A 13652-nucleotide genomic window follows, 5' to 3' on the forward strand; every position below is an offset into this window, starting at 1 on the left:
ATGATGAAATCTCAAAACTACAATACAAAATCCTCTCCCAAATAAAGTTCTTTGGCCTTTTTATTAAAAGCCAGTTCTAAAGGAGTTCCTGAAAAACGTATTTCCCCATCAGTGAGAATATAAGCCCGGTCTGTAGTCTTCAAAGTCTCACGGACATTATGGTCGGTAATTAAAACCCCGATTCCCCGATAAGCTAGTTGGGCGATGATATCTTGGATATCTGCTACCGCCTTGGGATCAATGCCGGCAAAAGGCTCATCTAACAGAATAAAAGAGGGAGAGGTAACCAACGCTCTGGTAATCTCAACCCGTCGCCGCTCCCCGCCGGAGAGCGTATACGCTTTGTTATATCGAACCCTTGCAATATCGAGTTCGTTTAACAAAACGTCCAGCCGTTCTTTACGCTCGGTAGCTGTAAGATTGAGGGTTTCCAAAATGGCTAAAATGTTTTCTTCAACGGTTAATTTCCGAAACACAGAAGCTTCCTGGGGTAAATAACCTAATCCCTTGCGTGCCCGCATATACATGGGATACTCGGTAATATCTTCCTCCCCTAAGTACACCCGTCCCTCTTCAGGTCGTATGAGCCCGATGAGCATATAAAAGGTAGTCGTTTTACCCGCCCCATTAGGTCCCAACAGTCCAACGACTTCCCCTTGCCGAACGCTCAAACTGACTCCATTTACCACCTTCCGGCCTTTGTAACTTTTCTGAAGATTCTCCGCACGTAACTCAATCACAACCAACTAGGGAAGTAAGGGTATGGGAGTATGGGGGTAGGAGAGTAGGGAAGTAAGAGGGAAAGAGAAGATATGTTTATCACATTTCCACACTCCAATACTCCCACACATCCGTACTCCCATACCTTCTACTTTTCTACTCTACGGCTTCCGTCCCCCAGGATAAAGGGTTGCCTTAATGGGGGACTCTACCTCAGTTTTTTCGCTTTTTTTTTCCTCCGATTTAGCTTTGTTATCAGCTCCTACATTTTGATCTCCTGGGAGAACCGTTTTAACACGACTTTTCTTAGCAGCCGTGGTGGTGGTAGCCGGACCACCCTTCGCAACATATTTATCCACGGCCAGAAAAGCTTCTATAATCGGGGCTTCTAAGGTATTTTTCTTGACCTTGTCTTCTGCACGGGCTTTGTTTCCGTCTAAACCCTCCAGAACGGCTCGTTGGGTATCATCATAGTACGTACCGCGATCCCCGGTAAAGAGCATATTATCCTTTGTAATGTGAACATTATCAAACACTTCTATTTTCAAAAGCTCATCCTTTTCGGCCTGCGCATAGGCAATCATTTTCTCAGCCTTTAACTCGGTTGTTGCCTTCACGGCCACTACATTTCCAATGTAAGTTGCGGTACGGTTTACATTATCTAAAATAACCTTATCAGCTGTAATCACAATGGGAACATCTCCCTTAAAACTTTCCTTCAAAGAACTCGGTTTGGAACCTGAAGTTTTCTCAACCTTCCCGGATGTAAATCCCTTGTTTGGCTCACCATCTGAAGTTTTCTCAGCCGATTTAGATTCGGATTCTTTCTTCGGATGAAGCGTCATAACCACACGTTCAGGTCTGTTATCCGCAAAAGCTTCCACCACATCTTTATCCAGATAAGCAATCAAACGGTTACCGGTTAGCGTATTATCCACCTGCCAGGCCTTGGCATTTCCCTCCACCTCCAGCTTTTGCTCCGCATCATAATAAGTACATGTGTTTCCCGTTGCCGTGATGGTCTCCCGAACTAGCCGACAATCTCCAACGGCCACAGCCTTCTCTAGTTTTTCCTGGTCGTTGGCATAAACGATGAGTTTATCGGTAAAAATATTGGTCTGATCCTGACTGACAACCACATTACCGGTATAAATGGCAATCTTTTTGGTATTATCAATTTCAAGCTCATCTGCCGTAATTTCGGTAGGCCCACGACTTTTTTTCATCTTGTCTTGTAATTTTTCATCTTTTTTCTCGGTTTTGGTGGGCTCTTGAGATTGGTCTTGAGATTGAACGGATGGTGATAGGACTAAACAGGCTCCCAGCATCACGAATCCTATAAACCATCTCTCCAGCTTTTTCATAACTCCCCCCTTTAAGGTTCTGAATTAATCTGCCTTAAATAAAGGCAGTTGATCGGTTATCTCCACAAAACGCCCATCCCCGGTTGACCCATGCGTATTAAAACTCGAGCTATTTTCATCCTGGGATAAAATGATCGTTTTGACATTACGGCCAAATTTAAAGGTCTTGACATCTACTTTAGCCTCAAAGGCTTCTCCGGTTGTAATCGTGCGTCCCTTTTCAAGGGTTACCGGATCTTTAGAAGAAATAAGTCCCGTGGTGGTATCATAGACCAACTGATGGGCCTGTAATTTAACCCCGTCTTCATTTACAGCGACCACATTTCCGGTAATCGTAACGGTTTTGGTGATATCCGATTTTAATCCTTCCTTCCCCGTAAGGCTTAAGGCCTTACCCTGGTCATCAAAGAATCGTGCATGGACATCACTCAGTCGGGTTTCCTTTTGATCATTGAAAATTTCTGCAGTCTTGGCGGTCAGGCTCCATAAAAGCTGGTTTCCCGAGGACTCCGTCAACTCTACATCGTTAATAACCACATCTGCATGGGTATCCAACGAGTTATTTTTAACCGGCGGCACGGGAACCCTCTGATATGAGAAAACATAGAAACTACTGATGGCTATTATAGCCAGTAAGATAAATAAAAATAATCCTCTTAATACCTTAAACTTGATCATGATGGAAATAAGGGAGCAAAGTCCTATAGGTAGATTTGATATGCTCTGGGATGACCCGTACCTCCGCGATTACGGTCATATAGTTGGTGTCTCCTCCCCATCGGGGAACGATATGAACGTGGATATGATCTTTGACTCCAGCCCCCGCAACGGCTCCTATGTTGATCCCCATATTAAACCCTTCCGGGTGAAAAGCTTTCCTGAGAATGGTTTCACACCGTTGTACCTCCGAGAAAACATCCAAGATTTCCTCTTGAGTCAAATCGGCAAGATAAGGCACATGCCGATAAGGAATGATCATCAAATGCCCGTTATTATAAGGATAAAGATTCATCATGATAAACGAATGCTTACCTCGATACAATACGTAATGGACCTCATCTTCTTTTTCTGCCAACGCAGTGCAAAATAGACAACCCTTTTTTTTATCAGATAAAATATACTCGATTCTCCAAGGTGCCCAGAGGGTTTCCACAAAGTCTAAACTGATAGTTCACAGGAGGTAGGATCTAAAAAATTTTCTACTCCTTACTCCTTATGACCCAGTATTACCAATTCTTAGGCATATGTTATGCATACGCAACTTTAGTTTTATTAGATTTTTTTTCTTTGTCAAGTTCTTATATTGGAAATTTTTTACTTCTCCAATTGATAGGCTCTCCCGCCTCTAGAAACGATCTTACCAGGGAACTTTATCCACTTCTTATCTCCTTACTGGATAACTCCAAAAATCGCCCTATGCCCACTCTAAAGCCTGGCGTAAATCTTCCAGGATATCTTCCAGATCTTCAATTCCTACTGATAATCGGATAAGTCCTTCGGTAATACCTAATTTCTCTCGCTCCTCCTTAGGCATCCGGCGATGAGAAGTGGCTGCAGGAATAGTGACCAGCCCCTCAACCCCTCCCAAACTACCGGCTAAGTGAAAGAGTTTTAAGTGGCGTACAACCTTTTCTGCTTCTGCACCCCCGGACACCTCAAAACTGAGCATTCCCCCAAATCCTCGCATCTGCTTCCTGGCGATTTCATGTTGGGGATGATCTTCGAGTCCCGGGTAAAAAACTTTTCGTACCTTAGGATGGTTTTGAAGAAATCGAGCAACCTGTAAGCCATTGTGATTATGACGTTCCATTCTGGCTCCTAAGGTTTTAATCCCTCGATTCAATAACCAGGCGGTATGAGGATCCGGAATTCCACCGTATACATATCGGATATACTGAATTCGGCTCATCAGTTCCTGGCTTCCTATCACAACACCGGCCAAAATATCGCTATGACCTCCTAAATACTTCGAACCACTATGAATTTCAATATCCACTCCCAGGTTTAACGGCTTCTGATTAAAAGGTGAAGCAAACGTATTATCGATGACGGTAAGGATCTTATGCTTCTTTCCAATCTCAACGATTTTTTCGATATCCAACACCTTCAACATGGGATTCGTAGGGGTTTCAAAGTAAATGATTCGGGTGGAAGGGCGAAGGGCTGTTTCCAAGGCCCTTAAATCCCCGGTTTCAATAAAAGTAGTCTCTACCTGAAATCGGGGAAGCTCATTTTTAAGAAAGTTAAAGCTTCCTCCATAAATATCTTGAAAAGCTACAATATGATCTCCGGAACTGACCAAAGCCAGGAAGGTAGAAGTAATGGCGGCCATTCCAGAAGCAAAAACTAAAGCCCTTTCTCCTTGGGCAAGGGTCGCAATTTTAGCTTCGACGGCCTGGAAGGTAGGATTGCTGGCACGGGTATAGAAAAAGCCCTTTTTCTTACCGCTAATGACCTCTTTGAAGGTCTCCATATCCGGTTGAGCATACATCACCGTGGGATAAATAGGGAGACCAATGGATCCGGTTGCCGGGTCTGGAGGGTCTCCGGCAGATACTGCCTGAGTATGAAATCCTTTCATCCGATTCATCTGATCCTGCCGCTCCTGTTCCATATTTCTACGCTCCTTCAATCTTGAACAATTTCCCGTAAATCCTCTTGATTCTGTTTTTATAATACAGTACAGTATCCTTACTTCGATTTCAAGGAACTTTATCAATTTAGTAGATGGAAAAAGAAACACTCCCCATCCCCCCTCCAGGGGGGACTGACATGGGGTTGCTGCTGCTGAATCCCCCCTGGAGGGGGGATGGGGAGTGTTCAGACAGAAAAAGGGACACCTACTAAATTGTTATAGTGACATAAGACTTCGTTTTCCTTGACAAACCAGCCTTTATGGGTTATCAACCTGAATAGTTTGACCCGAGAACAAAGCTTTTACTTTAACTGAAAAGGAGATTTTATTTATGACTTCAAAACCATCCGGAACTCTTCTTGCTTCCTTACAATCTGTAGATGCCGAAAGAATTCGGGAGATCAGTCGAAAGCATCTTTGGCAACCCCTCCTCCAACATAGCCTGTTAGAAACCCAAAAACCCCTGATTATCACAGAAGGAAAGGGCTGCTATTTGATAGATTCCGAGGGTCATGAATATTTAGATGCCTTCTCTGGGCTCTGGGCCGTTAACATAGGGTACGGTCGGCAGGAGATAGCCGATGCGGTTTATCGACAGATGAACCAGCTTAATTACTATCCACTCAGCCAGCTCAACGTTCCGGCAGCGCTTTTAGCCGAAAAGCTTGCTTCGATCCTTCCTGGAGATCTGGAGCGAATTTTCTTCGTTAATAGTGGATCGGAAGCGGTGGAAACGGCCCTCAAAATCGCCCGGCAATACGGACGGCAGAAATATCCTGGGGAAAATCGCTATAAAATCATCTCGCGATATCGAAGTTACCACGGATTCACCATGGGTGCCCTCTCCGCCACAGGACAGAAAATGCGGAAGAGAAAATTTGAGCCCCTGGTTCCCGGTTTTCTCCATGCCCATCCTCCCTACTGTTACCGTTGTCCCCTTAACCTCAAGTACCCGGAATGCAATATTCAATGTGCTGAGGAGATTGGAAATATCATTCAACACGAAGGGAAAGAATCCGTTGCAGCGGTTATTGCAGAACCGATTATCGGAGGAGGTGGCGTGATTGTTCCCCCACCCGAATACTTTCCCAAACTCAGGAAGATCTGTGATGATCATGGAGTATTGCTGATTGCCGATGAGGTGATTACCGGATTTGGGCGAACGGGTACCCTTTTTGCTTCAGAAGCCTTTAATATTAGACCGGATATGATCACTCTGGCCAAGGGAATTAGCAGTGCTTATCTGCCTTTAGCAGCCTGTGCCACAACTCCCCAAGTGTTCGATGCATTTCTGGGGAGTCCAGGAGCCGAACTGGAGTTCGGTCAGGTCAGTACCTTTGGGGGCCACCCGGTAGCCTGTGCAGCCGGTCTGGCCAATTTAGATATCCTCCTTCGAGAACGACTCTGGGAGAATTCTGCAGAAGTAGGCTCGTATCTTCTAAAGGGATTGGAACAGCTCAAGGAATTTCCCATTGTAGGTGATGTACGCGGCAAGGGGCTCCTGGCCGGAATCGAGATTGTGATAGATGAAAACAAAACCCCCGCAGACGATAAAACTATCGGGACGATCTTGAAAGAAGCCCGGGAGGAAGGGGTTATCGTAGGCCGTATGGCCATGGCAGTTACAGATTACAATAATGTCGTGGCCCTTTCTCCTCCCTTATCCCTCAAAAAAGAGGAGGCCGACCGAATTGTGAACGCGTTACAAAAATCCATCGGGAAAGTAGCAAGAAGTTTGTGAGGATTTTAATCTATTACCCACCAGCCTGGAAAGTGGTAAGGGAGAGGGGTATCTGTATCCATTTAGCAGGTGGAAGGAAAAAAGTGACCTTTCCTAAACAGTCATGACCCGTTGGATCGTCGCAAGGTATGAAAATCGTAGGGCGTTTTCGTAAGACAATTATATGGGAGTGCGGGCGGGGACGCTTGCCATATCCCTAAGTTCTGTGCCAAACGTATCCAGTTTAAAACTCCCGAAGATGTGGCGGAGAGCTTTGAGGATTGTTAGAATTTTACAGTTATTAACAGACCGCTCCTCCAGGGTTTAAACCCTTAACTTAACCCCTTACCCTGTAAGGGTAGCCCAGGAGCCAGAAGGTAGGTGTATCATTAAAAAGGAGATATATGGAGTTTAAAACCAGTGACCTGAAAATGTTAAGCCAGAGATTAGAAGAATTGGCCAGTAATGGGAATAGAACGGCCATTCGGATACAAAAGACCTTACATAGAACCATTGAGGAAGTCAGGGAAGTATGGCACGAATTAGATGATTTACCCTTGTCTGAATGGAACGAAGAGGCCAGGGAACTTTTTGAAGTAGTCGATAGCCTTCTAAAGGTTCTTTGTATCTTCTCGGTAGATGAAGGGAATATCTCTTTATCGCAATCCTGCTAAAGGTAACCATCGGATCGAGCTCTTCTATTCTTTGGGATGGATGTCTTCTTTTGTGAGCGGGGTTGTCAGTTTACAGGGTTTACCGTTCACATAGGAAGAACGAAGAAAGATCCATGAGTGATTGGATAGATCGATTAGAGAGAATTGATCCGAAACTCGTCCTGCATATTCGGGTTGACGAACTTACCATTACGGAGATTAACGAATTGCTGGATTTGTGGGAAGAACACTCCAATGACGAGTTCACCGAGGCCATTAAGGAGATGCTTTTTCACCGGGAAGGTTTTATAGGGAAAACTCTTTTGAAGGATTTGAAACAAAAGCTCCAGGTAAAGGAGGTAGATTCCCCGGACCGGAAGAAGATTCAGATTTTTGGGGAGGAGCATGTCATTACCCGGCACGGTAATTTTTTCTTACTGGACGGGAAATATCCCTTTGTTCATTATAGGCGCATAAACCGCGGCTTTTGGGTAGATCCCGACAGTGGTTATATCCTTTACCGTTTTGGAAGGTGGATGGTAAAGGATAACTGGCCGGTGTGTTTAAACGAATAGAGATAAGACTTTGGATCAATTCCTCAATAAGGTTCGTCTCCGATTACCGTACAGCGTCGCATGACCCGGCGCTCCCGGGTCGTATCATAGGCTGTTGCCCGGTGTAACAGACAGCGATTATCCCAAACGAGAACCTGTCTGGGCTCCCATTTATGGCAATAGATGAGATGATCAGGCGTGGCAAGCCGATTGACTTCTTCAATGAGGGCCCGACCTTCCTCGTAGTCCATACCCTGAATAGATTCTGCATGGTCTCCCAAAAAAATACATTTACGCTTCGTCTCCGGGTGGGTACGAATAATGGGATGGTCTACGGGGGGGACCTGGGCCTTTTGTTCCTCGGTTAACCGATCTTCCCCATGGCGACGGGTACGCGAGAAGTCCAAATTATGGATGGCCCGAAGTCCGCTGAGTCGTTCCTTCATTTCCTCACTTAATTCTTCATAAGCTCTGTACATGTCGCAAAAATAGGTTTCTCCACCCCTGGAGGGTACGATTTCTGCGTACATAATCGTGGCATGGCCAGTGCGGCGTCGCCAGGACCCGTCGGTATGCCAGTACAGGGTACCCTTGTCCGGGTGTTTCCCATTGGGATTGCCGGCCTCGTCCAGGTTGGAAAGAAAATAGATCTCGGGATAGTCCTTGTAACCATGATATTGATCCATCACATGGACCTGCACTTCACCAAAATTCCGGGCAAACTGAACCTGCAACGCCGGAAGCAGGTCTACATCCCGGAACAAGATAACCTGGTAGGTGAGAAAGGCCTCGTAGATGGCAGGGAATATCTCTTCCCTGACCCCTTCGCTGAGAGTAATCCCGACGATTTCAGCTCCAAGGACTGGAGATAAAGGTCTGACTTCAAACGGCCAGTTATAAGATCGGTTCGCTTTATGAAAAGCTTGAAGGTTCATTATTTCCTCCTCTTCTATTTATTCTATTCCTTTATCAGGAGCCTACGAACTGCCGGCATAGGTATATAAAATATCCACATAGGATTTCTCTGCCTCAACAATCCCTGCGACCTTCCCATCTCCCTCGATAACCAGATATTCATCTGGACTATGGGCATTACCACCATGTCCCAAACCCCCACTACAATAGGGGAGGTTGATAGGATTTCCACAGTAAAGGTACATAGGCCAGCTCCCGCCGGAGATAGGCCATATTTGGGGTTCTATTCCGTTCTTTCGATAGGTTTGAATAACGGCCTGGGCAATAGCCGTTTTATGACTGACCTTAGCAGGAGGATAACCGGCCAGGGGCTTTATAAGGATATCCTTATAACCTCGCCGATCCAAATGGGCTCTGAGCTTGCTCATGACCTCACTAACGGTCATTTTAGGGACCAGGCGAATATCTGCGGTACAGGCAACTTTATGGGGAAGGACGGTTTTGGAACCTGCACCGATATGACCTCCATAAATGCCTTGAATATTCAGGGTAGGACTGTAAAGAAACCTGATGAGCAAATCCCGTCCCTGGAGGTCGTCGATCCAATGATCGATTTTAAACATGCGCTGCCAGACTTCCGGATTGAAGGTTTTTTCCAATTGATCGATGAGTTCCAGATCTTCCTCCGAGGGAGGAAGAACATTATCATAGAAGCCTTCTATTTGTACGGTATTTCCATCTTCGGAAGTCAAGGAAGCCAGGGCATGAATAAAGCGCCAGATAGGACTATCCGCGGCAGCTTTCATGCTACTATGTACATCAAACTCCTTGGGACCCCGGCCCCAGAGACTGCCCGAGCATTCCAACTCAAATTCGAAAATTCCCTTGGCGCCCATTGCCATTCGAATACTCCCGTCAATTTGCTGGGAAGGGCCTGTATTGAGGACCGCATCGGCCCGACGCAATCGATCCTGATATTGACGGATAAACTGCTCTAAATGAGGACTTCCCAGTTCTTCCTCTCCTTCCGCCGTAAACATGATATTCACCGGTAGTTTTCCCTCAACGGCGATGATGGATTCCAGGGCATTGAGCCACATCCGATACCCTCCTTTACTGTTAAAAGCTCCTCGGGCTATGACCACCTTTTTAAAAGGTGGTTTTTCCACCAACGTCGCATCAAAGGGCGGGAAAGTCCAAACCTCTCCGGCTACCGGCTGAACATCGTACATACAATAGTTGATCAGTGTTTTAGGAGCTCCCACATCATAGTGGGCCCAAATACAGGGATGACCCTCTGTTTCCACCAGCTCAACTTCTCGACATCCCAGCTTGCGATAATACTCCATAAGGAGATCTGCACACTCTCGAATTCCCTTGTTTTCCGTACTAATACTGGGCTGACGCAGATATTCCTGCACCTTAGCAATGTGCTCCGATTTATGATCTTCTATATACCGATAGATTTTTTCAAGATCTGGCATCGCACAAAGACCCATGAACCAATAACCATTAATCCATAGCCATGAACAACTAATTAATCAGCCTCTACAGCCATACCCCATCTACTCAGGGTTCATGACTCGACTAATTTCCTTACGTAAACTTTATACTCCCCTTCGACCTCCTCTTCGATTCCTAAAAATTCATGACCGGTACTCTTACACCAATTGGGCATATCTACTTTAATCCCTTCATCATCGGAAAGAACTTCCAGAATCTGTCCCACCTGCATACTCTTAAATTTTTTTGCCGTTTTGATGATGGGAATAGGACACAGGAGGCCTAACGTATCCAGCGTAGCATCTGCCTGCATAACTCTGTCTGTTGTTCGTAATCTGTCGTCCGTTGACGAAGATCCAGGTCTGTAAAACGTTTCCCATAGACCGGACCCCTATTCCCCTGCACAGCCAACCGTGCTCCTACAAACCCAGGGACAACGGACGGATCAGATACGAAACTCCTCCAGTTCTTGTCCGATAATCGGGTGAACCTCTACGATTCCCTCTGTAGCGTTTCTGCGGTATTGAACCCGAACGGTTTCGGCGGTTTTTCCATCACTATGTCCGGCTGTAATTCCGGCGATGAGTTCTATATCTTCCGGTAATACTTCCCCGTCTGTAACGGTTAAAGGACCTTTATAGTCCAAAGTTTCAAAAAACCAGTGGTCACCTTTTTTACAGAAGTTCGCAAGGAATTTATTTTCGGCTTCATCACGACCTACAATCACCTTCAGATCTTCGGATAATCGAAAATGCCGTCCTACCTTTGCCAAAATAAAGTCGTCCATGACGATCCGCTCTTTTCCCTTGTAGGTAATCAAATCCCGCAACTTCCTGGCATAATTCTGATCGGTTAGAAAACAACATCCTCCCGACGGTTGTGGATATTCTTCAATACCAAACTCGGCAGCAAGTTGCATCTGAACCTGGCGGGACCGTCCCTGAATGTCATAGAGCTTGTTTCGATCGACCCATCCTTTGATTTCCGGAACGGTGGGAGGCAGTAACTTAGCGGAGAGTGGTCGCAACAGGAGACCCTCCAGGCCACTTTCCCTGGCGATTAGCAGAAGCTCACGCATGTGTTGGGATTTAGGACGCTGACCCAGAACTTCACCGGTAAAGACAAATTGAGCTCCAACCTCCTCCATATATTCTTTGGCTTTTTGAAACATATAGATCCGGCAATCTACACAGGGGTTCATGGCAGATCCATATCCGTACTTAGGCTCGAACAAAACCGTTTTATAATAATCTTCTGAGATATCCATCAACTCCACTTTAATGCCCAGGTCTGCACCGGCTCTTAAAGCTTCATTTTGAATGATTTTGTTTTTATCTTTATTTCGCCGAATCTTTCTCCGATGTTCTGTTACACAAAACCCGGTGTAAAAGTTAATCCCCTGAACCTCAATACCCATGTTGCTGATTATTTTGACGGCCAGGGTACTATCTAGCCCACCGGAGAGGAGCGCGATAGCTTTTATTTTTTCGGTCATAATTAATCCCTGAATCCTTCATCCTGAACCATTAACCTCTTATACTCATTTATAAACAGGTGGCTCCTTGGAAGTTAAAAGCCTGAGGGCCAGGTTTTTTAACCTGATCCCCCTCTCTCATACGCGCCAGGGTAAGCGTGAGATCCCTGAGGAGGGCCCTTAATGCCAAATATCAAACGAGACGTTGTACGGGCGCAAGGCCTTGCGCCCCTACCTTAGGTTTGCAGGAGAAGGAACTTTGAAGCGAGGTTCCTTTCCCCCTCCCCTTCCTCCCGTTCACGGGGGGAAGGGACCTGCTGGGGACGCCTTAACCCGGCGCGTATGCCCCCTTCCCCCCCATAAGGGCCAGTCTAAAAAAGATCCCCTTGAAAGCAATCCCCCGCCAGAACTTTTTCGATAATTTAACAGGTTCGGGTTAATTATTCAGGATGAAGGATTCATTACAGAGATACTTCTTAGCTTTTCCACCAGAGGTGGAAAGGTTTCTATCACAACGTCTATATCTTCTTCTCTGGTGTAAATTCCGGTTGAGAAAAGCAGTGAACCCTCTGCCAGTTCCAAAGGAATCCCCATGGCTTTCAGAACATGGGAGGGTTTCCTGGCCGTAAAGGTACAGGTGGAACCTGGAGAAACCGCAATTCCCTTCCTGTCGAGAAGCAAAGTCAGGGCATCCCCCTTCACACATTCAACACAAAAACTCAGATAATGGGGAAGTCTTTGGGTAGGATGCCCGTTTAAGTAAAGACCCGATACTTTCTTTAAGAGGGCATCCCCCAGCCGATTTCGTAAAAACAAAATGTGATCTATTCGTTGGGTCATTTCTTTTCTGGCCAGCTCTGCCGCTTTTCCAAGCCCTACAATGCCTGAAATATTTTCGGTACCTGCCCGCCGTCCTTCTTCCTGCGTACCCCCATGGATCAACGGATAAATCCTTACACCTTCTCGAATGTATAAGGCCCCGACCCCTTTCGGACCGTAGAATTTATGCCCCGAAAGACTCAGTAAATCAACTCCCAGCATGTCTACATCTACCGGTAAAATACCCACGACCTGTGTGGCATCGGTATGAAAATAAACTCCCTTCTCCCGGGTAATCCGACCGATTTCTGCTATGGGCTCTAAGGTTCCCACCTCATGGTTCCCATACATAATGGATACCAAAATCGTTCTCTCTGTGATTGCTTCGGCAATTTCTTCGGGATCAACCATTCCATATTTGTTTACAGGTACATAGGTCACCGTAAATCCCAGTTTTTCCAGAAATTTAAGGGCATAAAGTACCGATTGATGTTCAATCTGAGAGGTAACGATATGGGTTCCTTTCTTCTGATTCGCAAAGGCTACTCCTTTAATAGCAAAATTATTAGCTTCTGTACCACCCGAAGTAAAAACAATCTCCTCCGACTTAGCACCCATGAGCAGGGCAACCTGTTGTCTGGCTTCTTCTAGAGCTTCCCGAGGTTTTTTACTTTCTTCATAAAGACTTCCAGGATTCCCGAAAAATTCCCCCAAATAAGGGAGCATCGCCTCCCTCACTTCAGGATGCACAGGGGTCGTTGTGGCATAATCCAAATAAATTTTCTTCATCATAGGGATTCATAAAGAATATAATCGAAATACCTCTCATCTTCAACCTTCTAACAAGCTTTCTTGTCCGAAGTTAACAAAATATCCTCCATAGAGGGACTTTCAAGGGTCAACTTATCCTTCCAACCCCTCCCCATCCCCCCGCATGCGAGGAGAGGAAAGGGAGAGCGGCAAGATAAGGTAAGATAAAAATCGTATTACTTAAATTTGATCCCATAGAGCTGCTTTCACTTCCCGACTCCCTTCTCCCCTTGTGTGGGAGAGGGACCTGGCATAGGTGCCAGGATAAGAAGGTTAGCCCCGGCGGGGTGACCTGTTTCACAGGCCGCTCCTCCGGAGCTTGAAAAAATCTGAATGACTGGATCCCCCAACTTGCGTCGGAGGCTACCCACAGTTCGCCCCTGACGGGGCCTTTCAACTTATCCTGGCGCCTCTAGAGCCGGGGGTGAGGGCCGCTCAAAAGTCAAGCAAAACTAACTAAATAGTGTAATAGATGAAAAGTCCTG

At 46.0% G+C, this 13652-nt stretch carries 13 protein-coding genes; 3 read left to right on the forward strand and 10 right to left on the reverse strand.

Annotated elements, in window-relative coordinates:
• Window positions 1-17: 17 nt before the first annotated feature.
• From lptB to VNM22_07375, 5 genes are all read right to left on the reverse strand, one after another.
• The gene (lptB, locus tag VNM22_07355) at window positions 18-740 is read right to left on the reverse strand and encodes an LPS export ABC transporter ATP-binding protein (protein ID HWP46965.1); all 723 of its coding nucleotides are present in this window, start codon (window positions 738-740) and stop codon (window positions 18-20) included.
• A gap of 141 nt (window positions 741-881) precedes the next feature.
• Window positions 882-2084 (reverse strand): lipopolysaccharide transport periplasmic protein LptA, encoded by a 1203-nt coding sequence (gene lptA, locus VNM22_07360; protein ID HWP46966.1) that lies wholly within the window; start codon window positions 2082-2084, stop codon window positions 882-884.
• Window positions 2085-2108: 24 nt separating this feature from the next.
• On the reverse strand, window positions 2109-2762 hold the full coding sequence (gene lptC, locus VNM22_07365) for an LPS export ABC transporter periplasmic protein LptC (GenBank protein HWP46967.1): 654 nt from the start codon (window positions 2760-2762) through the stop codon (window positions 2109-2111).
• On the reverse strand, window positions 2749-3237 hold the full coding sequence (locus tag VNM22_07370; protein ID HWP46968.1) for an HIT domain-containing protein: 489 nt from the start codon (window positions 3235-3237) through the stop codon (window positions 2749-2751). Before VNM22_07370 ends, lptC begins: the two co-directional genes overlap by 14 nt.
• Window positions 3238-3498: 261 nt before the next feature.
• Window positions 3499-4698, reverse strand: a complete 1200-nt coding sequence (locus VNM22_07375) for a PLP-dependent aspartate aminotransferase family protein (protein ID HWP46969.1) — start codon at window positions 4696-4698, stop codon at window positions 3499-3501.
• Window positions 4699-5050: 352 nt separating this feature from the next.
• Between VNM22_07375 and VNM22_07380 the strand changes: the two genes are divergently transcribed.
• From VNM22_07380 to VNM22_07390, 3 genes are all read left to right on the forward strand, one after another.
• Window positions 5051-6460, forward strand: coding sequence for an aminotransferase (locus VNM22_07380; GenBank protein HWP46970.1), 1410 nt, complete (start codon window positions 5051-5053; stop codon window positions 6458-6460).
• Between the two features lie 383 nt (window positions 6461-6843).
• Complete coding sequence (locus VNM22_07385; GenBank protein HWP46971.1) at window positions 6844-7113, forward strand: hypothetical protein; 270 nt, start codon at window positions 6844-6846, stop codon at window positions 7111-7113.
• A gap of 113 nt (window positions 7114-7226) precedes the next feature.
• Entirely contained in the window at window positions 7227-7667 is a 441-nt protein-coding gene (locus tag VNM22_07390; protein HWP46972.1) for a hypothetical protein, read from the forward strand.
• 23 nt (window positions 7668-7690) lie between these two features.
• On the opposite strand, the gene VNM22_07395 is transcribed toward VNM22_07390, so the two are convergent.
• From VNM22_07395 to VNM22_07415, 5 genes are all read right to left on the reverse strand, one after another.
• Entirely contained in the window at window positions 7691-8581 is an 891-nt protein-coding gene (locus VNM22_07395) for a TauD/TfdA family dioxygenase (GenBank protein HWP46973.1), read from the reverse strand.
• Between the two features lie 42 nt (window positions 8582-8623).
• Window positions 8624-10045 carry a M20/M25/M40 family metallo-hydrolase gene (locus VNM22_07400; GenBank protein ID HWP46974.1) on the reverse strand — a complete coding sequence of 474 codons (1422 nt, stop codon included), beginning with the start codon at window positions 10043-10045 and terminating at the stop codon, window positions 8624-8626.
• A 92-nt stretch (window positions 10046-10137) separates the two neighbouring features.
• On the reverse strand, window positions 10138-10377 hold the full coding sequence (locus VNM22_07405; GenBank protein ID HWP46975.1) for a sulfurtransferase TusA family protein: 240 nt from the start codon (window positions 10375-10377) through the stop codon (window positions 10138-10140).
• 132 nt (window positions 10378-10509) lie between these two features.
• Entirely contained in the window at window positions 10510-11559 is a 1050-nt protein-coding gene (locus VNM22_07410; GenBank protein HWP46976.1) for a hypothetical protein, read from the reverse strand.
• A 423-nt stretch (window positions 11560-11982) separates the two neighbouring features.
• Window positions 11983-13149, reverse strand: coding sequence for a cysteine desulfurase family protein (locus tag VNM22_07415; protein ID HWP46977.1), 1167 nt, complete (start codon window positions 13147-13149; stop codon window positions 11983-11985).
• Between the last annotated feature and the right edge of the window lie 503 nt (window positions 13150-13652).

The sequence above is a fragment of the Candidatus Limnocylindrales bacterium genome, assembly GCA_035559535.1.
Classification (GTDB): domain Bacteria; phylum Moduliflexota; class Moduliflexia; order Moduliflexales; family JAUQPW01; genus JAUQPW01.